Consider the following 20,935-nt stretch of genomic DNA (forward strand, 5'->3'; position numbering starts at 1 on the left):
GCCGTGAGATGCGCATCTCACGGCGCCGAGAGGATTCAGCGGGCCGGAAAATCTACGACGTCTCGACAGCTCTGTCAGGCGCGCGGTCAAGCGCCTGTGCGTCCAGACCCTCGAACCTCGCCGCGACGACCGCGTCCGCGCGGGCGAGCCTCTCGCGTCCGGTCCGCGACAGGTAGACGACGGCCTTCCTCCCGTCCTCGGGCGCCGGGGCACGGAAGACCAGGGACGAGCTCGCCATGTCGTCGACGAGACGGGTGGTGGAGGCGTTCGGGAGGGACAGGGCCTCGGCCACCTCTCCCATGTAGAGACCGGGACGTTCTCTCAGAAGAGTGAGCAGCCGCCACTGGTCCACCCGGAGATCATCTTCCGCGAGCACTGACGCCAAGGAACGTTCGATGGCCTTCCACGTGGCGAGGCCGTGGGCGATCGTCTCGGTGTCCACCGGCGACTCCTGGTGTTCTCGGGTCCCCGGCCGCGATGCGCGGGGAAAGTACCGACGATCAGGCTAGCGGATATGCTGGACGAATGGTGATCCGCTTCACTCCCGTCGACCCCGCGGAGGCTCTCCTCCACGGGCCGGATCGGAGTGTGCTGCGGATCTGTGCGGCACTCCCTCTCACCGGTGTCCTGGGGATCATGGGCCCCTCCTCTCTCGAAGCGGTGCGCCTCGCCTACGAGGAGTCCGAAGAATCCCGCTCGGCGTCCGACCGTCCCGTCGAGATCGTCCTCGTCGATTCGGGCGCGGATGCCCACCATGTCGCCGAACAGATCGCGGCACTCGTGACCGCGGGCGGGGTCGAGGCGATCGTCGGCCTCCACACCAGTGACACCCTGCGGGCGGTGCTCGCCTCTCTGGGTCCCCACGTGGTCCCGTACTACTTCGCGCCGTCCTACGAGGACGAGGTGGGCGGCCCGATGATCAGGAACGTCGGTGAGTCCTCCGCGCAGACGGCGTCACAGCTGGCGCCGGTGATGGCGCAGACCGGCGCGCGGACCTGGGGGATCGTCGGAAGCGACTATCTCTGGGGCGAGTGTGTGGGCCGGCGGTCCCGTCACGTGATCGAGGAGCGCGGGGGATCGGTCGTCCTCGACGTGCGGTGCCCGCTCGGTGCCGTGCGGGCCTCTCCCGGGGTGATCGTCGACCGGATCGGGAGGAGTGGCATCGACGGCGTCGTGCTCAACCTCCCGGCCAGTGAGCTCCTCCCGGTCCTGCGGGAGCTCAAGCATGCGGGTCTCGATCGGACGGTCGTCCGCTACTCCGGGGTCCTCGAGGAGAACGTCCTGTACGCACTCGGCGGTGACCGTACCGGGGGTCTGTTCTCCGGGGCGTTCGCCTTCAACTCCTCGCAGGACGGTCGACGTGGCGAGATCCGCGAACGCCTGGCCGCGTCGGCCGACGGTCCCACCCCTGTCCTCAACGCCTGGTCCGAGCACACCTATGTCGGACTACGCTCCGCGATCGATGAGGAGCGGTGCGGTGGATCCGGCCCCGTCGACCCGATGAATGGGACCGGCGTCGTCACGGGTGACACCTTCGGAATGGCGCGTCGGATGAGGCTGGGGCGTGCCGACGGACTCGAGTTCGACGCGGCCTGAAGCTCCGTGTCGCGCGTCACGTCTGCGCAACATGTGAGGAATATCCTTCCGAATGGAAAGAGGGCGCACAGCTCTTCCGTTCATCCCCGAAAGGCGTGACCCGCGTGCACGACGACATTGCCTACCTCGAACTCTCCCAGCTCGCAGAACTCCTCCGGACCGGCCGGGTCACCTCGGTGGAGGTGACGACCAAGATGCTCGAGCGGATCGACGCGGTCGATCCGGTCCTCAAGTCCTATGCCCTCGTCCTCAAGGACCAGGCTCTCGCAGAGGCCGCGGCGGCCGACGCCGAGATCGCCAGGGGTGGCTACCGCGGACCCCTGCACGGAGTCCCGGTGGCCGTGAAGGACCTGGCCTACACACAGGGGATCCCGACGGCGGCCGGCACGACGATCCACGCCGACTTCCGCCCCGACTTCGACGCGACCGTCGTCTCCCGACTCCGTGAGGCCGGCGCGGTCCTGCTCGGCAAGCTGCGGATGACCGAAGGTGCCTACACCTCCCACCACCCCGACCTGCCCACACCGCTCAACCCCTGGGGCCACGACACATGGACGGGGTCGTCCTCGAGCGGTTCCGGAGTGGCGGCCGCGGCCGGTCTGGCCTTCGCCACCCTCGGTTCGGACACCGGGGGCTCGATCCGTCTCCCCTCGGCCCAGAACGGCGTGACCGGTCTCAAGCCGACCTGGGGCCGGGTCAGTCGACACGGTGTCTTCACGCTCGCCGGGAGTCTCGATCACATCGGACCGATGTGTCGGAGTGCGAAGGACGCCGCGATCGTGCTCTCGGCGATCGCTGGCCGGGACGAGGCCGACCCGACGAGTGCGGTCGAGCCGGTCCCGGTGTACGAGGATTCCCTCCGCCTGGAATCGGCCCCCGTCGTCGGGCTCGACCCCGCACTGCTCGATCTCATGGACGAGGAGACCCGTACGAACATCCTCTCCGCCGCCGAGGCGCTCCGGGAGATGGGCTGGACCGTCCTGGAGGTCTCCACGAAGGGATTCGTGGAGACTGCTGCCGACTGGATCGGGCTCTGCGCCGTCGAGACCGCCGAGTACCACGCACCGACCTATCCCTCCCGCAAGGACGAGTACGGGCCCGACCTCGCGGGCCTCATCGAGAAGGGCCTGTCGCTCACGGCGACCGAGTACCAGACGATGATGGAACGTCGCCGCTCCTTCACCGGCGACATGAAACGCTTGTTCCAGGACATCGACATCCTGTTGCTTCCCGGTACCGGTCTCGCGTCACCCACCGTGGAGCAGATGGCGACCCTCGGTGAGGACCCCGCCTTGTTCACGGCGCTCACGATCGCCACGGCCCCGATCGACAACTGTGGGTTCCCCTCCATCACGATGCCGACGGGGAGTACCGGTCGTGGCACGCCATTGTCCGTGCAGTTCGTCGGCGCACCCTTCTCCGAGCAGATGCTGTTCGCCGCGGGGCACACCTACCAGTCGCACACCGACTTCCACTGCACGCACCCGACGGTCTGATCGGTCGACCGTTCCGCGCCCGAGGCGCCTGCGGAGTTCCGACGGGAACCCTGCAGGCGCCTCGGCGTCGTCCGGGTCGCGTCGTCCGGGCCGTGGTCGGCGGGTGTGGTTCCTGTGGGGCAGGTCGGCTCCAGATTGCATACACGTGACGTGGAACCCTCGAATATTTCCATCCTGTAAGAGTCTTCCGGGGTTGTGTGAACAGTCGTCGACAGGAGGTCCCGGAAGCCCCATGTGCTCCTAGGTTGGCCGTATCCCCTCACCGGACGACATAGGAGCCGGAATGATCCGATCCCCCCTCCCCTCCCGACTGCGTGGAGCAGTGGCCCGGACGCGCGCCGCGATCGCGGCGATGCTCGTGGGCCTTCTCGCGTTGAGCGGGTGTGCGGTCGCCCAGGGTGCGACGCTCACCGACAACACCCTCGTCATCGCGATCGAGTCCGAGGCCGACATCCTCGATCCCCAATCCGCCGGTGGCTGGGTCACCTGGCGGATCAATCGGCAGATCTTCGAGCCTCTCGTCACGGAGGATCTGCGGACGCCGTCCTCGGAGGCGTCCGTCCCGGCGCTGGAAGGTGGTCTGGCCGAGTCCTGGGACATCTCCGAGGACGGGAAGACCTACACGTTCCACATCCGGCAGGGAGTGACCTTCCACGACGGTGAGCCACTCGACGCGGATGCCGTCGAGTACAACGTCCGGCGGATGTGGGACCCGGAGTCGCCGCAGTACTCCTCCCGGGCGGCCGGTCAGACCTCGAAGGTCTGGCAGTTCACGGAGGATGTCCGGACCCCGGACAAGTACACCGTCGTGGTGGAACTCAGCCAGCCCTTCTCGGCCTTCATCCGGATGCTCGCCCAGGGAGGCGGCGGTTCGACCGCGATCATGAGCCCCAAGTCGATCGAGGAGTGGGGCCCGGACGTGGCCGACCACCCGGTGGGAACCGGTCCATTCAAGTTCGACGAGCGGATCCGTGGCGAACGGATCAGCCTCACGCGGAACGACGACTACTGGGGCACGACCCCGCAGCTCGACGGTGTCGTCTTCCGTCCGATGCCAAACTCCTCCGCGCGGATCGCAGCGCTTCGTGCCGGTGAGGTCGACATCGTGACCGTCCCCAGCCCCGACAGTGTCGACGCGATCCGGGAAGAAGGATTCACCATCTCGGAGGGCACTCCTCCCCATCTCTGGTACCTGAGCTTCAACCACACGGACCCGAACATGCAGAAATGGGAGGTGCGCAAAGCGATCAATCTGGCCATCGACCGCGAGGGAATGGCGAGTGACTTGCTGAGCGACACCGTTCTGCCGGCGTACGACGTCCAGCCTCCCGCCATCGATGTGTGGGAGAAGCGCGACGATCTCTTCTACCGGGACCTCGCCGAGGCGCGGGAACTGCTTGCCTCCGTCGGGTTGGAGGACGGGTTCTCGACCACCCTCATCACCTCGACCGACGGCTCCGGCCAGATCATCCCGGCGGAGATGGCGCAGTACATCCAACAGAACCTGGCCGAGATCGGGATCGACGTCACCCTCCATACCCAGGAGTGGATCTCCTACATCTCGTTCCACAACGAGGGTCTCAAGGACGGTACCGGGATGGGGCAGATGTCGTGGGGCATGACGACTCCGTTCTGGCTCTACTTGGTCGCCAGCAAGACGCAGATCGCTCCGAACGGTTCGAATGTCGGGTACTACGACAATCCGGAGCTCGAAGCGGCGATGAACGAAGCGATCACCTCACCGACCGAGGAGGAGGCCTTGCCCCACTGGGCGGAAGCCAATGAGATCGCGGCCGAGGACTACTTCATGGTCCCCGTGGTCAACGACAAGGCTCCCATGGCGCTGTCCCCGCGGGTGACGGGCTTCGTGTCGGCGAGCGAGGAATGGTACGACCTGATCGAAGTGGGGCTGCAGTGATGTTCAGGACAATCGGCAACAAGATCCTCTCGACGGTGCTCGTCCTCCTGGGCGTCATGATCGTCGTCTTCCTCCTCATGCAACTGGTCCCGGGCGATCCCGCCCGTGCGGTCCTCGGTCAGGGTGCGACCGAGGAGGCCATCGCGGCCATGCGGGAGGAGATGGGGCTCGACCGGCCACTGATCGTGCAGTTCTTCGGATACCTCCTCGGCGTGCTCCAGGGCGACTTCGGGCGGTCCTACACGGTGCAGCAGGAGGTGGGGCTCCTCCTCGGACCCCGATTTCTCAACACGATGCTGCTGACCTTCGCCGCGCTCGTCCTCTGCCTCGTCATCGGAGTCCCGCTCGGAGTGATCGCTGCGTACAAGCAGAACTCCGTCTTCGACAAGATCGCGATGTTCACGGCTCTCGCCGGAGCGAACGTCCCCGTCTACTGGCTCGGACTCATCCTCGTCGGACTCTTCGCGATCACGCTCGGCTGGTTGCCGAGTAGCGGGATGTTCGACCCACGGGCACCGGGCGGAATCGGTGACCTCCTCGCACACCTCGTGATGCCAGCGGTGACCGCAGCCCTCGTCCCCCTCGCGGTGATCGCCCGGATGACCCGGTCGGTCGTGGTCGACACCCTGCAGGAGGACTACATCCGGACCCTTCGCGCCTCGGGGATCTCCGAGCGGGCGATCCTGTGGAAGCACGCCCTGCGCAACGCTCTGCCCCCGATCGTCAACGTCACGGGTCTTCAGGTCGGCTATCTGCTCGGCGGCGTGATCCTCGTTGAGGTCGTCTTCGGGTGGCCGGGTCTCGGGCAGCAACTGTTCACCTCCATCACCCAGAACGACATCCCCGTGGTCCAGGCAGGGATCCTCTTCATCGCTCTGGCCTTCGTGATCGTCAACCTGCTCTCGGACATCTCCGTGAATGCACTGGACCCCCGGACCCGTAAGAGGAGCGCGGCATGACCGTCACCGACCCGACACCCCGGACCACGTCCGCGACCGACCCCGAGATCTCGACGGAAGCCCCCGCCCTCGTGCCGGCACCTCGCCCGCGGTCATCGGCACCGTCCCGGTGGGCACTGGGCGTCCGCGCCTTCCGGAAGGACATCGCGGCGGTGGTCTCCCTCGTCTTCCTCGCCGTCGTCGTCCTCGCGGCGATCTGCGCCCCGTTGCTCACTCCCTACAGCCCGACCGAGGGTGACATCACGATGCGTCTCGAAGGCATCGGGACACCCGGCCATCCGCTCGGACTCGACGGGCAGGGACGTGACCTCCTCGCCCGGTTGCTCTACGGCGGACGGTGGTCGCTCGCGGTGGCCGTCATCCCGGTGATCGTCGCGTTCCCGGTCTCACTCACGATCGGACTGCTGGCCGGATACTTCCGTGGTATCGCCGGCGAGGTGATCATGCGGGTCCTCGACGTGGTCTTCGCCTTCCCTCTCGTGCTCCTGGCGCTCGCCTTCGCCGCGGTGCTCGGCGCGGGCCTAGGGAACGTCATGTTGGCGATCGGCGTCGGGTTCGTCCCCTTCATGTCGCGTGTCGCCTACACGAGCGTCGTCCAGGAGTCGTCGAAGGAATACATCGAAGCCGCCCGGGCGGCCGGTCACAGCACTCCGTCGGTCCTGTTCCGCGAGTTGCTCCCGAACGTCGTCCCCGAACTGCTCGTGTACTCGACGACCTTGTGCGGAATGGCGATCGTGACCGCCTCGGGACTGAGCTTCCTCGGTGTCGGCGTCACCCCGCCCACCCCCGACTGGGGAATCATGACCTCGGACGGTTCGGGGGTCCTCCTCGAAGGCATCTTCCACATCGCCACGATCCCCGGACTCGTCATCCTCCTCGTCGCCCTCGCCTTCAACCTCGTCGGTGACGGCCTGCGCGACGCCCTCGATCCCCGTAAGCAGACGGCCTGAGGCCGCCGGCGGAAGGACATCCCTCATGACCTACTCCACACGCTCGGAGATGTTGGACGACATGCCGGTCGTCCTGGACATCGACGATCTCTCCGTCGATTTCGAGACCGACAACGGCACCGTCCATGCGGTGAAGAACCTGTCGATGACCCTGAAGGAAGGCGAGATCCGCGGACTCGTCGGGGAATCCGGCTCCGGCAAGTCGGTCACCGCCATGACGGTCCTCGGGCTCCTCGGAACCAGCCGGGCCCGGATCCGATCCGGCGCGGTGACCTATCGCGGGACCGATCTGCTCGGCCTCCCTCGGCCGGAGATGCAGAAGATCCGTGGCGGTGAGATCGGACTGGTGTCACAGAATGCCCTCACCGCGCTCGACCCCTCGTACACGATCGGGGCCTCTCTCGTCGAGGTGATCGTCCGGCACCAGGACATCGGGAAGATGGAGGCACGCCGGTATGCGATCCAATCGCTCGAACGCGTCCTCATGCCCGAGCCGGAGAAGAAACTCAAGGCGTACCCCCACCAGTTGTCGGGCGGTCAACGTCAGCGGGCGGTCATCGCGATGGCACTCGCGGCCCAGCCCCGCCTCCTCATCGCGGACGAACCGACCACTGCACTCGACGCGACGGTGCAGAAGGAGGTCCTCGACCTCTTCGCGAAGATCAACCGGGAACTCGGGATGGCGATGATCATCGTCACCCACGACTTCGGCGTCGTGAGCCATCTGTGCGACTCCGTCACCGTCATGCGGCGGGGTGACCACATCGAGTCGGGGACGGCCGCCCAGGTCCTCCATTCGCCGCAGCACGCGTACACCCAGGGCCTGATGAAAGCCGTGCCGCGACTGGTCCCCACACCGGAGGAAGCCGTGGTCCCCCGGTCCGAACGTCGTCTCTTCGAGTTCCAGGGAGTCTGAGTCATGCCGAACACCGACGCATCGATCGAGGTCACCGGACTCCGCAAGGTGTTCCCGGGGGCCGGCGGAGGAGTCGTCGCGGTCGACGACGTGTCCTTCACCGTCCCCGCGGGGCAGACCCTCGGTCTCATCGGGGAATCCGGCTCCGGGAAGTCGACCACCGGCCGCATGATCATGGGTCTGGAGAAGCCGACCGCGGGCTCCGTGACCGTGGGCGGCACGGACATCACGACACTCTCCTCAGGGGAGCTCCGGGTCTTCCGGAAGACCATCCAGATGGTGTTCCAGGACTCCGGGTCAGCCTTCAACCCGCGACTGCGGGTCGGCGACCAGATCGCCCGGAGCTTCCTGCTCCACGGCATGGGGACGAAGGAGGAGGCGCGTACGGCCACTCTCGCGGCGATCGAACGGGTGGGACTGCTCCCGGACCAGTACGAGCGGTACATCCATGAGTTCTCCGGTGGCCAACGGCAGCGACTCGGGATCGCCCGGGCCCTCATCACCCGTCCCACCCACCTCGTGCTCGACGAACCGACCGCCGCACTCGACGTCTCCGTCCAGGCGCAGGTGCTCAATCTCCTCAAGGACCTCCAGGCCGAGAACGGGCTCACCATGCTGCTCATCACCCACAACCTCGCCCTGGTCGAGTTCATGTGCGAGTCCGCGGTCCTCCTGTCGAAAGGTCGGATCGCGGAGGAGGGCCCGGTCGACGACCTGCTCCGGAACCCGTCGACCGAGACGACCCGGACACTCATCGACTCGGTGCTCGAACCGCAGGCGGCCTGACCACGCACGTCCCTCTCTCGCCGAGCCCTTCCCCGGCGCACATCCCCGACACGCATTCCCACCTAAAAGGAGATCCCCACATGTCCTCCACACCGACCGCCGTCCCACACACCATGTCCGGGCGGGGACTCTCCGGCCCGGTCGTCGAGCCGGAAGCCCTCGCGGACACGCTGACGGAGGTGCACAGGGTGTCCTCGCTCCTGTCGACCCTGGTCTCGGCACAGGAATCGGTGCGCCCCGCGGTCACCTTCACCCCGGTGACCCGGACGGACGAGGAGGCGACCGTATGACCACGACGGCACAGGACCCACCGGCCGTGGCCGGTGGGTCCGGACTCACCGCACTGTCGGCATCGGAGCTCCACCGACGTGTCGAGTCCGGCGAGGTGACCGTTCCGGAGGTCGTGACGGCCTTCGCCGCGGAGATCACGAGCACGGACCCGGGACTCTCGGCGATCGTGTCCCTCGATCTGGACGCGGCACTCGATTCGGCGCACGAACTCCAGGCCCGGATCGACGCCGGGGAACCGGGTGGACCACTGCGCGGTGTCGTGTTCGGCGCGAAGGACCTCTACGACGTGGCGGGGCAGGTGACCGGGAACGGGTCGCGGGCCGCGATCGGTGACCCCGTTGCCGAGGAGGACTCCCACGCCGTCGCGGCACTGCGGGCGGCCGACGGGATCCTGCTGGCGAAGACCACGACCCACGAGTACGCGATGGGAGCGACGACTCCGCAGACCGGGAACCCGCACGATCCGGCCAAGACGCCGGGAGGTTCCTCCGGAGGATCCGGCGCGGCCGTCGGCGCCGGGATGCTCCCCTTGGCCCTCGGTACGGACACCGGAGGCTCCATCCGGATTCCGGCTGCGGTCTGTGGGGTCGCGGGCTTCAAGGGGACCTTCGGTTCCGTCAACACGAGCGGGATCACGTCTCTCAGTTGGTCACTCGACCACGCCGGTCCCCTGGCCCGGAGCGTCGAGGACTGTGCGGTGTCGTGGTCGGTCATGAGTGGCAGGCCGCTCTCCTCCCCGGGCGACGCCTACCGCCTGCCCGAAGCGGATCTCAGCGACATGACGATCGCACTCTGCCCCGCATACTTCGAAGCGGGCCTCGACCCGGCGGCGGCCGAGAACTTCCGGGCCTCCGTGGAGAGGATCCGGGACGCCGGCGCCACCGTGGTGGAGATCGAACTGCCCGGTCTGGAGGTCGCCAACGATGTCCTCTCGGTCATCTGCAGCGTGGAGGCCGCGAGTTTCCACGCCGAGCGGATCGCTGCGAAGCCGGACGACTACGGGGAGGACAACGTCGACAACATCCGCAGGGGCTTCCTGTACTCCGGGGTCGACTACGTGAATGCACAGCGTGCCCGGCGCGCGCTCTGCGCGGAGTTCGCCACGGCGATGCAAGGAGTCGACGCCCTCGTGACACCGACCGAGCGGATCGCAGTACCGGCACGTGACGCATCGAGCATCACCGTGGACGGTCGGGACCTGGCACCACTGCAGGCGCTCAACATCAACACCCTCCCGGCGAACGTCTACGGCGCTCCTGCGCTCACCGTCCCGAACGGATACGACTCCGCAGGGATACCGACCTCCCTGCAGGTCATGGGTCTCCCGGGGGAGGACGTCACGGTGCTGTCCCTCGGCGCCGCCTGTGAAGCCTTCGACTGACCCGCCCGTACCACCACTTTTCGCGAAAGGACCCCTCATGCCCACCGAGTACACCTCCGAACAGGTCGCCCACCTGCTGAAGACCTACGGCCTCTACGAGAGCGACGAGCGCTTCGAATCACACGTGGACGACTATCTCGCCCAGTTGAACCTCATCGCCTCGATCGGGGACCGGGACTACGGGGAGACCTCGCCGTCCGGCACCTTCCGCGCGGCCTGGACCTGAGGAGACCCGCGATGACACTCATGGAGAAGTCCCTCACCGAACTGTCCGGCCTCATCCGCTCCGGCGAACTGTCACCGGTGGATCTCGCCCAGGCCTCCCTCGACCGGATCGCGGCGACGGAGCCGGCGGTCACCGCCTTCACGACCGTCACCCCGGACACCGCGCTCGCCCAGGCCGTGGCGGCGGAGGAGAAGCTCGCGGGAGGGGAGGACGTCGGCCCCCTGCACGGGATCCCCTTCGCCGCGAAGGACCTCTACGACACGGCGGGAATCCCGACGACCGCCAGTTCCGACCAACGCATCGATTACGTTCCCGGTGCGGATTCGACCTCCGTGGCGAAGCTCCAGGAGGCCGGGATGGTGCTCATGGGGAAGACCGAGACCCACGAGTTCGCCTACGGAGCGCTCACCCCACGTTCGGGTAACCCCTGGGACCCGACCCGGACGCCGGGTGGGTCCTCCGGAGGGTCGGGCGCCGCGGTCGGCGCCGGTGCGGTCCACGTCGCGCTCGGGTCCGACACCGGCGGGTCGATCCGGATCCCCGCAGCACTCTGTGGGGCCGTCGGCCTCAAGCCGACCTTCGGGCGGGCGGGTCGGTCCGGTGTCGCCTCGCTGTCGTGGTCGCTCGACCACGTGGGTCCCCTCACCCGGAACGTCATGGACGCAGCCCTCGTCATGGACGCGATGAGCGGCTTCGATCCGGGGGACCCCGGGTCCGTGTCGTTCACCGGCGGTGACATCGCGGACCAGGCGGGCGCCTCGGTCGCGGGACTGCGGGTCGGTGTACCGACGAACGTCTACACGGAACGGCTCGAGGCCGGGATGGAGGAGAACTGGCGGGCGACCCTGTCGGTCCTCGAAGGAATGGGCGCCGAGCTCGTCGAGGTCGAGATCCCCTACGCGGAGAAGATCGACGCGACGGAGTGGGCGATCATGATCCCCGAGGCGTCGGCCTACCACCGCACGACGATGCGGACGAGCCCGGAGAAGTTCACCGACGAGATCCGGACCTTCAACGAGATCGGCGAGTTGGTCCGGGCCGTCGACTACATCGACGCCCTGCGCATGCGCACGCTCATGAAGCAGGCCTGGCAGGAGATGTACGCACCGATCGACGTGCTCGTGGCGCCGACCGTCGCCGGGACCGCGGTGAAGCGGGACGACCCGGTGATCACCTATGCGGACGGCAGCACCGACACCGGCACCCTCATCTACGTCCGACTGAGCGCTCCGGCCAACCTCATCGGTCTCCCCGCACTCCAGGTGCCGAACGGCACGATCAACGGGTTGCCGACCGGAGCCCAGATCATCGGGCGGCCCTTCGAGGAGAAGACGCTCGTCGGCGTCGGACTGGCACTCGAAGCCGCGACCGATCACGTCGGGCGCATCGCCCCTCTCTGACCGCTCCCCGTCCCCCCGGTACCCGGACCCACCCCGAAGGAAGGAATCCCCATGTCGTTGATGGACCTCTCCCTGTTGGAACTCGCCGCGAAGATCGAGGCGACGGAGATCTCCCCGGTCGAGCTGACGCAGGCCTCGCTCGACCGGATCCACGAGACCGAACCCGTTGTCTCCGCCTTCGCCGCGGTCACCGCCGACGCTGCACTTGCCGAGGCGCGGGTGGCCGAGAGCGACATCCTCGCCGGGAACCACCGGGGACCTCTCCACGGGATCCCGTTCGGCGTCAAGGACCTGTACGACGTGGCGGGAGTCCCCACGACGGCGAGCTCGGAGCAACGGACACGGTACGTCCCCGACGCGGACTCGGCCGCGGTCGCCCGTCTCCGGGCCGCCGGGATGATCGTGGTGGGCAAGACGGAGACCCATGAGTTCGCATACGGCGCCATGACCCCGCGTTCGAGCAACCCGTGGGACACCGACCGGATCCCCGGGGGATCATCTGGAGGCTCCGGCGCGGCGATCGGCGCAGGAGCGGTGCACGTGGGGCTCGGGTCCGACACCGCCGGGTCGATCCGGATCCCCGCGGCGGTCTGTGGGACGGTCGGGCTCAAGCCGACCTTCGGTCGGGCGTCCCGGGCCGGAGTGGCGTCGCTGTCGTGGTCGCTCGACCACGTGGGGCCCCTCACCCGGAACGTCATGGACGCCGCCCTCGTCATGGATGCGATGAGTGGATTCGATCCCCGGGACCCCGGTTCCGTCCCGGCCCCGGAGGGGGACATCGCCGATCAGACGGGAACCGCCATGGCAGGGATCCGGGTGGGTGTCCCGGAGAACTTCTTCACCGACCACGTGGAACCGGGTGTGTGGGAGAACTACCGGGCGAGCCTCGGACTGTTGGCGGATCTCGGGGCGGAACTCGTCCCCGTCACGGTGCCGTATGCGGACGAGATCGTCCGGACCAACGGCGTGATCGTCGCAGCGGAAGCCGCGTCGTACCACCGGACGATGCTGCGGGAGAACCCCGGTGGCTACACCGACGACCTCCGGACCAAACTGGAGATCGGATCCCTGGTCCGGGCGGTCGACTACATCGATGCCCTCCGGATGCGCACGCTCGTCCGCTCTGCATGGGCCGAGATGGCCCGGACGGTCGACGTGATCGTGGCGCCCTCGGTGGCAGCGGTCGCGGTCCGGAAGGACGCGCCGTCCACCACGTACCCGGACGGGACCACGGAATCCGAGAGCTCGATCTACACACGGTTGTCCGCGCCGGCCAACCAGGTCGGCGTTCCGGCGCTCTCGGTGCCGAACGGCTTCAGCGAGGGCCTCCCGACGGGTGTACAGATCATCGGGGCCCCGTTCGCCGAACGACAGATCGTGTCCGTGGGCCTCGCCCTGGAGGCGAACTCTCCGCACGTCGGACTGACGGCGCCGATCGCTCCGGTGTCCACGTCCGTATCCGCTCCCGACGCTCCCACCGAGGCTGTCCCGGCCTGACCGGTGTCCTCCGGTCCCCGGATGTCTGTTCCCCGATCCCGCAGTGAAAGGTCGCCCCACCTCGTGAACGATGTGTCCCTGCCCCTCGTCGAATCCACCGCCGTGGAACTCTTTGCGGCCCTCGCCGAGGGCCGGCTCACCTCGGTGGAGCTCGTGGCACGGTCCCTCGCCCGGATCGATGCCTACGACACGAACGGCCCGCGACTGGGCGCCGTGATCGAGGAGTTCACGGGAGCCCTCGTGGCCGCCCGTGCCTCGGACGACCGGCGTGCCCGCGGCGAGACCCGGGGTCCGTGGGACGGCATCCCCTTCACGGTGAAGGACAGTTACGCCGTGGCCGGGATGAGCCTGGCGGCGGGGTCCCCAGCATTCGTGAATCTCCGTGCTTCGAAGAACGCCTTCTCGGTGGAGGCGCTGATACAGGCGGGTGCCGTCCTCCTCGGACGGACGAACATGCCGCCGATGGCGGCCGGCGGCATGCAGGACGGTGTGTACGGCCGCGCGGAGAGTCCGTACAGCGCCGACCACCTCACGGCTGCCTGGTACTCCGGGTCGTCGAACGGTTCGGGGACCGCGACGGGCGCCTCGTACGCGCCCCTCGGGATGGGCGAGGAGACCGTGTCCTCGGGACGCTCGCCGGCCTCGAACAACGGGCTCGTCGCGTACACACCGTCACGTGGACTCGTCTCGATCCGGGGCAACTGGCCGCTCTTCCCGGTGCGCGACGTCGTGGTGCCCCACACCCGGACGGTGCAGGACATGCTCGCGGTCCTCGACGTCCTCGTGGCGACGGACCCGGATACGGAGTGCGATCTGTGGCGCGACCAGACCTCCGTGCCGCTGCCGGTTCCGCAGGACGTCCGACCGGAGACGCACACCTCGTTGGCCGACTCCGACGCTCTCCGTGGCGTCCGTCTGGGCGTCCCGACCATGTACACCGGGGCGGACCCGCGGATCGAGGTGCGTGACTCGGTGCGGGAGCTCTGGGACCGCGCCGTACGGGATCTGGAAGCCGCAGGTGCCCGGATCGTCGAACTCCCCGAGTTCCCGGTGATGGACCGGGACCCGGGGCACGGTGGGATCGCGGACAACAACGCCGGCGTCACCGGCCGGGACGCCGACGGTGATCTGGAGTTCGTCCACGTGAATGCGCATGCCGCACAGAAGTTCCTCGACTGGGTGGGCGACCCCGCGGTGCCCTGCTGGGACCATGTCGATCCGTCGCTCATCTTTCCCAATCCGGCCGGGGGAGCTGCTGAACGACTGGGCGTCGGGTACGCGGCGCCGCTCACCGACTACGCCGCGACGCTGAAGGCCTCCGGCGGTGTCGTGGACACATGGGAGGAGATCGAGGGATTCGCGTCGTTCCTGCTGCGATTGGAGACACGACGGAAGCGCGATTTCGAGGACTGGATGGACTCCGTCGGCGTCGACGGAGTCGTCTTCCCGGCGAACGCCGATGTCGCAGAAGCCACGACCGCGGAGGACGTCGAGGCGTTCCGCCGCGCGAACCGCAACGGCACCTACTTCTCGAACATGAACCGCGAGATGCGGGAACTGGGGATCCCGAGTGTGTCCGTGTCGATGGGGGTCATGGACGACACCGGGATGCCCGTGAGTCTCACCGTCGTCGGGAAGGCGTACACCGACCCCACCCTGCTCGCCTGGGCATACGCGTACGAACACGTCTCGCAGCGGCGTGAAGCACCTGGGCGGACCCCGGAACTTCCCGCGCCCTGGGAACCCGCCGAGGTATCGACCGTCCCGTCCGCCGTGGCCGGCGGACGTCCCACGGTCCGGTTCTCCCTGCAGGTGCGGGGCGATGTCTGCCTCGTCCTCGGGGCGACCGATGGGCCCTGCGCGCTCGGGGACCTGGAGACCGCCGTCCTCGTCAACGGCCGACCGGTACCGGTGGACACGCGGGAGTCCGGTCGGGGGACGTGGCGGGTCGAGATCCCCCTGGCGCAGTATCTCGCCGACCCGGTCCGGCCGGAGGATCCACGGGCTTCCCACCTCGACGATCTCAGCGCCGACGAGATCGTCGTCATCGCCCTCGCCCGCACCCCGAAGGGCGCGGTGGAGGCTCATCGTGACCGTGTCGTCCTGCGTCCTCGGAAGTACCTGGACCGAGCGGTCGGGTGGGGTGCCTGAGCGTTCATCGAACCTGCGCGGCGTTCGCCACTGTCAGAACTCCACTCTCAGAACAGTGACCGGATCCACCGGCGGGTGTCTGCGGGGTCGATGACGTCGTCGACGTCGAAGAGCATCGCGGCGGTCATCGCGCGGCCCTGCTCGTAGGACTCGGCGACCAGACGGTCGTAGAGCGCCTGCTGCTCCGCCGGGTCGTTCTCCAGTGCCGCGAGCTCCTTCGAGTAGCCCAGGCGCACCGCGCCCTCGAGGCCCATCGGCCCCATCTCGCCGCTCGGCCAGGCGATCGTGAATTGCGTGGCCGCGAAGGACCCGGCCGTCATCGCCATGGCTCCCAGTCCGTAGCCCTTGCGCACGATCACCGCACCGACCGGCACCGTGAGCCCCGCGCCGGTGGTGAACAGCCGACCGAAGGCCTTGACCCCCGGCTCGTGCTCCGACTCGGGCCCGACCATGAAGCCGGGGGTGTCGACGAAGCTCACGACCGGCAGGCCGTGCGCCTGCGCGATCTCCAGGGTCTCGACGAAGGACCGGGCCGCGTCGACGTCGATCGCCCCGCCGAGATGGTGGTTGTCGTTCGCGATGACGGCCACCGGCCGTCCGTCCACCCGCGCGAGCCCCGTGATCGCGCCCGGTGCGTACTCCGGGCGCAGTTCCAGGAACGAGTCGACGTCGACGACGGACCGGATGACGTCCCGCATCTGGAAGGCCCGCAGCCGGTCCCCGGGCACGACCGCGCGGGGGAGTTCCGGGGAGGGCGCCTCGGCGGCGTCGGTCGTGACGATCGAGTTCTCGTCGACACCCACGGAACCATTGCCCGCCGCGCCCGTGAAGTACCCGAGGTACTGCTGCGTGGCCACGACGGCCGCCGCGTCGTCCTCGACGAGCACATCGATGACCCCGTCGACGGTGTGCACGCCCACCGGCCCGATGTCCTCCGGCCGGTACCGGCCCAGGCCACCGCCCTCGATCATGGCCGGCCCGCCCATGCCCAGGTTCGCGTCGGGCGTGGCGATGATGACGTCGCAGACCCCCGCGAGTGCGGCATTGCCCGCGAAACACCGCCCGGACACGATCGCCACGAGCGGCACCTTCCCCTTCAGGCCGGCGAGTGCGGCGAAGGTGTGCACCTTGAGGTGCGCGCCGGGTGCCCGGTCCGTGTCGCCGGGCCGGCCGCCGCCGCCCTCGGCGAAGAGAACGACGGGGATCCCTCGCTGTGCGGCGACCTGGATGAGTCGGTCCGTCTTCGCGTGGTTCCGCGAGCCCTGCGTCCCGGCGAGCACCATGTAGTCGTAGCTCATCACGATCGCCTCGCAGGGGCCGGCCGGCGTGTCCACCTGCGCGATCCCGCCCACCAGGCCGTCGCCGCTCGTCCGCGCGATGAGGTCGTCGAGCGACCGGCGCGCCTGCTGCGCGGCTATGACGAGCGGCCCGTACTCGACGAACGTGCCCGGCACGATCAGGTCGTCGAGGTTCTCCCGCGCCGTCCGCCGCCCCCGCCCGTGGATCTTGGCGACCGGTTCCGGCCGCGCTTCGTCGAGGACGGCCGCGTGCCGGTCGACCACCTCGTCGACGCCGGGGTGCGGGGCGTTCTCCGCGGTACTCGCGTCCGAGGCGCCCTCCTCCGCCGTCCGCACGACGAACACCGGCTGCCCCGCCGTCACCGTCTGCCCCAGTGAGACGAGCGCACGGGCCTCTGAGTGGGCCGGCGCCGGGATCGGGTGGTGCATCTTCATCGCCTCGATGAGGCCGAGTTCCCCCGGACCGCCCTCGACGGCGATGATCGTGCCGCTCAGTGGGGCACGGACGATCTCCTCGCCGTCGGCGAGATCGACGGACTCCGCGGAGACCGTCGCCGTCCCCGCTCGCGAGGCGCCCTGGCCCTGCGATGAGACCTGCCCTCCCGGGCCGCCCCCGCCGGGAATTGCGGATCCGGAGGGCGCCTCGGCGGAGCGGTCGGTGGCGATGCGTGCGGCGAGAGCGCGCACGTCCTCGCCGTGGGTGTCGAGCCATGCGGTGTCCGCGGCCCCGAGGGGAGCCAGATCGAGGATCGCGGCGAGCGTGGCGACGTTCGTGTCGACGCCGGTGCAGGTGAACTCGTCGAGGGCGGCCCGTGCGCGACGCCGGGCCGTGGCCAGGTCGGGCCCGTGGACGATGATCTTCGCGATCACCGTGTCGTAGAGCGCCCCGATCGTGGTGCCGCTGCGCACCCACGTGTCGACGCGGACGCCGGGGCCCGAGGGCAGGTTCCAGTCCGTGACGGTGCCCGTCGCAGGGAGAGGAGTGCCGTCCTCGGCGGCGGTCTCGGCGCAGACGCGCAGCTCGATCGCCGTACCCCGGGCGTCGGGGGTCAGGACAACTGTGTCGGTGGAGAGGTCCTCCCCGCGGCCCACCGCGATCTGCGCGGCGACGAGATCGAGTCCCGTGACCGCCTCGGTGACGGTGTGTTCGACCTGGATCCGCGGGTTGACCTCCAGGAGGACCCAGTCGGTGGTGGTGGCCTCCGGGTCGTCCTCCGCGTCCGCGCCGCCCCCGACGACGAGGAACTCGACCGTCGCGAGGGACCGGTAGTCCATCGATTCGAGCAGGCGGACCGCGGCGTCGTGGAGAGCGGCGCGGACGTCCTCGCGCAGGTCCGGGGCCGGCGCGAGTTCGACGACCTTCTGGCGGCGTCGCTGCAAGGAGCAGTCGCGGTCGCCGAGCACCTGCACGCCCGTCTCCGTCCCCAGGCACTGGACCTCCACGTGCCGGGCACCGGTCATCCACGTCTCCGCGAAGACGCGGCCGTCGCCGAACCCGCGCTCGGCCTCCGTCCGGCACCGCTCGACCGTCGAGGCCAGCGCCTCCGGGTCCGTGACGAGCGCGATGCCGCGTCCGCCGCCGCCGGCGACCGCCTTGATCGCGATGCCTCCGGGGTGTCGGGCGAGGAGGTCGGCGGCGGGCGAGACGTCGACCCGGCCTGCTCCCTCGCCTGTTTCACCGCCTGTTCCACTGCCCGCGAGCACCGCCGTCGCCTCCGTCACCGGGATGCCGAGTTCCTGGGCGCGGGCCTTCGTCGCGGTCTTCGACCCGGTGAGGTCGAGGGCGTCCGGGCCCGGGCCGAGGAAGGTGAGACCGGCCTCCGCACAGGCGCGGGCGAAGGCGGGGGACTCGGCGAGGAACCCGTATCCGGGATGGACGAGGCCCGCACCGGTCCGGCGGGCCGCCTCGATCACCTGCGGGATGTCGAGGTAGGCGCTGCTGCCGACCCCGGTGAGTTCCACCACCTCGTCGGCGAGCCGGACGTGCAGGCTGTCGGCGTCGTCGGCCGGGTGGATCGCGACGGTACGCAGGCCCAGGTCACGGGCCGTGCGCAGGACCCGGACGGCGATCTCGCCGCGGTTGGCGACGAGGAGGACGGGCGCCTCGGCGTCGGGAGACGTGGGAGCGGCGGTGGAGGGGACGGTCATGACTGGGTGAGCTCCTCGACGAGTGCGACCTTGCGGATCTTGCCGGTGGCGGTCATGGGCATGGCGTCGACGAGGACGACCTCGGGGACCTTGTACGTGGCCATGCGGTCCTTGGCCCAGGCGACGAACTCCGCGGGCGTGGTGGTGGCGCCCGGTGCCCGTTCGATGAATGCGACGGGGCGCTGGCCGACCTCCGGGTCCTCGCGGGGTGCGACGGCGATGCGGACGATGTCGGGGTGGCCCTTGAAGAAGGACTCGACCTCGGAGGGGAAGACGCTCATGCCGTTGACCTTGATCATCTCCTTCGTGCGCGCCAGGTAGGTGAGCGCGCCGTGGGAGTCGAAGCGGCCGGTGTCGCCGGTGAGCAACCAACCGTCGACCAGGCTGTCGGCGGTGGCCTCCGGCTTGCCGAAGTAGGCGCGCAGCACGGAAAGGGAGCGGACGAGGATCTGGCCGGGCTGCCCCGCGGGGACGGGCTCCAGGTCGGCGTCGACGACGATGATGTCGGTACCGGGTGCGGGATAACCGCAGTAGGTCGGCTCGGCGCGGAGGTCCTGGTCGTCGAGGTCGAGCCCGAGCGTGAAGGTGTCGACGGTGTTCGTCTCCGTCATGCCGTAGCTGGCCTCGCGGAGGGTGACGCCGGTCTTCTCCCGCCACTGCACACGCAGGTCGGTGTCGAGCTTGCGGACGAAGGAGACCGCGGTGCACATGGTGAGTGAGCCGAGGTCCGCGTCGGCATAGCCGGGCAGCTCCATGATCTCGACGTAGTTGTCCGCCGGTGCGACCATCGAGGTGATTCCGCGCGCCTCCATGAGGTCGAGCGCCTGCTCCGGGTGCCAGCGGTTCATGAGGACGAGCGTCGAGCCGTCGATGATCGGGTTGAGGAGGCAGAGCACCTCGCCGGCGATCCAGAACATCGGGAGGAAACCGAGGATCACCTCACCTCCGTCGCCGGGTGTGCGTCCCTGGCCGTAGATCGCGCTGCGGGCGGTGTAGACCATGTGACCCTGCGTGTGCTCACAGCCCTTAGGCATGCCCGTCGTGCCGCCGGTGTAGTTGAGGGCGGCGAGTGCGGCCGGGTCCGTGGGGACGGGGTCGGCCGGGGCGTGGGCCATGATGTCCGCCCAGTCGGTCGGGAGCTCAGGGTCGACGGGGCCGAAGGGAGCGCGGGGCGTGGCGGGGCCGGCGAGCACGTCCGCCGTCTGCGTGTACGCGACGGTGCGGAGGGTGGGGGTGGTGCCCGCCGCCAGTTCTTCCCTGGCTCGGTCGATGGTCGCCGCGAACTCGGGGTGGGCGAGGAGGACGGAGACGCCGGCGTCGGCGAGTTCGTAGGCGAGTTCGGCGGACTTGAACATCGGGTTGATGGGCACGTGGACGGCGCCGATCCGCAGGATGCCGAGGAACGCGACGGTGAACTGCGGGCAGTTGGTGAGGTACACGCCCACCCGGTCACCGGCCTGTACGCCCTGGGCACGGAGCCATCCGGCGAAGGCGCCGACCTGCCGGTCGAGCTCGGCGTAGGTGATGTCCGTGCCGTAGAAGTGGACGGCGACGGTGTCGGGCCGTTCGGTCGCCCAGCGGCGCAGGTAGTCGTCGAGACCGGCCGAGGGGTCGGGATCCGTGTACTCGCGCGGCACGGCGTCCGGCCACAGATCGCGGGTGGCGTCGAGCTCGGCGGCCGCGGCGGCCCAGCGCGCGGCGCGGGCGGAGGGGGAGGGCGCCTCGGCGGCGGTGGTGCCCGGAGCAGAGGGCGCCACGGCGGTGGGGGCAGCGGCCGGGGTGGCGGATGCAGGAGACGTGGACATGCGGGCCTCTCGTCGTTGAGATGCTGATGTCCTTCAAACCCTACCGGACGATCGTTCAGTGTGTTGAGGGCCTGTCCGCTCATCGAGAGCGAGGTCAGTGGCGGATCCGGCGGCCGG

Annotated in this window: 16 protein-coding genes; 13 read left to right on the top strand and 3 right to left on the bottom strand. The window is 69.0% G+C overall.

Annotation, left to right across the window (positions count from 1 at the left end):
* Positions 1-52: 52 nt before the first annotated feature.
* On the bottom strand, positions 53-442 hold the full coding sequence (locus tag AAD496_RS01355; RefSeq protein WP_349826832.1) for a MarR family winged helix-turn-helix transcriptional regulator: 390 nt from the start codon (positions 440-442) through the stop codon (positions 53-55).
* Positions 443-525: 83 nt separating this feature from the next.
* Here AAD496_RS01355 and AAD496_RS01360 point away from each other — a divergent pair, with 83 nt between their 5' ends.
* From AAD496_RS01360 to AAD496_RS01420, 13 genes are all read left to right on the top strand, one after another.
* Positions 526-1,596 (top strand): ABC transporter substrate-binding protein, encoded by a 1,071-nt coding sequence (locus AAD496_RS01360; protein ID WP_349826833.1) that lies wholly within the window; start codon positions 526-528, stop codon positions 1,594-1,596.
* A gap of 104 nt (positions 1,597-1,700) precedes the next feature.
* Positions 1,701-3,092: an amidase gene (locus tag AAD496_RS01365; protein ID WP_349826834.1), complete on the top strand. Its 1,392-nt coding sequence runs from the start codon at positions 1,701-1,703 to the stop codon at positions 3,090-3,092.
* Between the two features lie 283 nt (positions 3,093-3,375).
* Complete coding sequence (locus tag AAD496_RS01370) at positions 3,376-5,010, top strand: ABC transporter substrate-binding protein (protein WP_349826835.1); 1,635 nt, start codon at positions 3,376-3,378, stop codon at positions 5,008-5,010.
* A complete protein-coding gene (locus tag AAD496_RS01375) occupies positions 5,010-5,969 on the top strand; it encodes an ABC transporter permease (RefSeq protein WP_349826836.1) in 960 nt (319 codons plus the stop codon). Before AAD496_RS01370 ends, AAD496_RS01375 begins: the two co-directional genes overlap by 1 nt.
* Positions 5,966-6,919: an ABC transporter permease gene (locus AAD496_RS01380; protein WP_349826837.1), complete on the top strand. Its 954-nt coding sequence runs from the start codon at positions 5,966-5,968 to the stop codon at positions 6,917-6,919. Before AAD496_RS01375 ends, AAD496_RS01380 begins: the two co-directional genes overlap by 4 nt.
* A gap of 25 nt (positions 6,920-6,944) precedes the next feature.
* Positions 6,945-7,835 carry an ABC transporter ATP-binding protein gene (locus tag AAD496_RS01385; protein ID WP_349826838.1) on the top strand — a complete coding sequence of 297 codons (891 nt, stop codon included), beginning with the start codon at positions 6,945-6,947 and terminating at the stop codon, positions 7,833-7,835.
* A 3-nt stretch (positions 7,836-7,838) separates the two neighbouring features.
* Complete coding sequence (locus AAD496_RS01390; protein ID WP_349826839.1) at positions 7,839-8,621, top strand: ATP-binding cassette domain-containing protein; 783 nt, start codon at positions 7,839-7,841, stop codon at positions 8,619-8,621.
* 80 nt (positions 8,622-8,701) lie between these two features.
* Positions 8,702-8,911 carry a hypothetical protein gene (locus AAD496_RS01395; RefSeq protein ID WP_349826840.1) on the top strand — a complete coding sequence of 70 codons (210 nt, stop codon included), beginning with the start codon at positions 8,702-8,704 and terminating at the stop codon, positions 8,909-8,911.
* A complete protein-coding gene (locus AAD496_RS01400) occupies positions 8,908-10,293 on the top strand; it encodes an amidase (protein WP_349826841.1) in 1,386 nt (461 codons plus the stop codon). The genes AAD496_RS01395 and AAD496_RS01400 overlap by 4 nt, the downstream gene beginning before the upstream one ends.
* A gap of 37 nt (positions 10,294-10,330) precedes the next feature.
* Positions 10,331-10,519: a hypothetical protein gene (locus tag AAD496_RS01405; RefSeq protein ID WP_349826842.1), complete on the top strand. Its 189-nt coding sequence runs from the start codon at positions 10,331-10,333 to the stop codon at positions 10,517-10,519.
* An 11-nt stretch (positions 10,520-10,530) separates the two neighbouring features.
* Positions 10,531-11,919: an amidase gene (locus tag AAD496_RS01410; protein ID WP_349826843.1), complete on the top strand. Its 1,389-nt coding sequence runs from the start codon at positions 10,531-10,533 to the stop codon at positions 11,917-11,919.
* A 51-nt stretch (positions 11,920-11,970) separates the two neighbouring features.
* Positions 11,971-13,416, top strand: a complete 1,446-nt coding sequence (locus tag AAD496_RS01415) for an amidase (RefSeq protein ID WP_349826844.1) — start codon at positions 11,971-11,973, stop codon at positions 13,414-13,416.
* Positions 13,417-13,488: 72 nt separating this feature from the next.
* Positions 13,489-15,567, top strand: a complete 2,079-nt coding sequence (locus AAD496_RS01420; RefSeq protein ID WP_433913715.1) for an amidase — start codon at positions 13,489-13,491, stop codon at positions 15,565-15,567.
* Positions 15,568-15,614: 47 nt separating this feature from the next.
* Here AAD496_RS01420 and AAD496_RS01425 read toward each other — a convergent pair whose 3' ends face one another.
* On the bottom strand, positions 15,615-19,013 hold the full coding sequence (locus AAD496_RS01425) for an acetyl-CoA carboxylase family protein (RefSeq protein ID WP_349826846.1): 3,399 nt from the start codon (positions 19,011-19,013) through the stop codon (positions 15,615-15,617).
* Positions 19,010-20,818 carry an AMP-binding protein gene (locus AAD496_RS01430; RefSeq protein ID WP_349826847.1) on the bottom strand — a complete coding sequence of 603 codons (1,809 nt, stop codon included), beginning with the start codon at positions 20,816-20,818 and terminating at the stop codon, positions 19,010-19,012. Before AAD496_RS01430 ends, AAD496_RS01425 begins: the two co-directional genes overlap by 4 nt.
* Between the last annotated feature and the right edge of the window lie 117 nt (positions 20,819-20,935).

The sequence above is a fragment of the Brevibacterium litoralis genome (genome assembly GCF_040212315.1).
GTDB lineage: Bacteria > Actinomycetota > Actinomycetes > Actinomycetales > Brevibacteriaceae > Brevibacterium > Brevibacterium litoralis.

Bases quoted from the DNA above. Each gene is read 5' to 3' on its own strand.
- AAD496_RS01430 (WP_349826847.1), bottom strand. From the start codon at position 20,818: ATGTCCACGTCTCCTGCATCCGCCACCCCGGCCGCTGCCCCCACCGCC.
- AAD496_RS01425 (WP_349826846.1), bottom strand. From the start codon at position 19,013: ATGACCGTCCCCTCCACCGCCGCTCCCACGTCTCCCGACGCCGAGGCG.
- AAD496_RS01415 (WP_349826844.1), top strand. From the start codon at position 11,971: ATGTCGTTGATGGACCTCTCCCTGTTGGAACTCGCCGCGAAGATCGAG.
- AAD496_RS01360 (WP_349826833.1), top strand. From the start codon at position 526: ATGGTGATCCGCTTCACTCCCGTCGACCCCGCGGAGGCTCTCCTCCAC.
- AAD496_RS01410 (WP_349826843.1), top strand. From the start codon at position 10,531: ATGACACTCATGGAGAAGTCCCTCACCGAACTGTCCGGCCTCATCCGC.
- AAD496_RS01370 (WP_349826835.1), top strand. From the start codon at position 3,376: ATGATCCGATCCCCCCTCCCCTCCCGACTGCGTGGAGCAGTGGCCCGG.
- AAD496_RS01405 (WP_349826842.1), top strand. From the start codon at position 10,331: ATGCCCACCGAGTACACCTCCGAACAGGTCGCCCACCTGCTGAAGACC.
- AAD496_RS01400 (WP_349826841.1), top strand. From the start codon at position 8,908: ATGACCACGACGGCACAGGACCCACCGGCCGTGGCCGGTGGGTCCGGA.
- AAD496_RS01390 (WP_349826839.1), top strand. From the start codon at position 7,839: ATGCCGAACACCGACGCATCGATCGAGGTCACCGGACTCCGCAAGGTG.
- AAD496_RS01395 (WP_349826840.1), top strand. From the start codon at position 8,702: ATGTCCTCCACACCGACCGCCGTCCCACACACCATGTCCGGGCGGGGA.
- AAD496_RS01380 (WP_349826837.1), top strand. From the start codon at position 5,966: ATGACCGTCACCGACCCGACACCCCGGACCACGTCCGCGACCGACCCC.
- AAD496_RS01375 (WP_349826836.1), top strand. From the start codon at position 5,010: ATGTTCAGGACAATCGGCAACAAGATCCTCTCGACGGTGCTCGTCCTC.
- AAD496_RS01385 (WP_349826838.1), top strand. From the start codon at position 6,945: ATGACCTACTCCACACGCTCGGAGATGTTGGACGACATGCCGGTCGTC.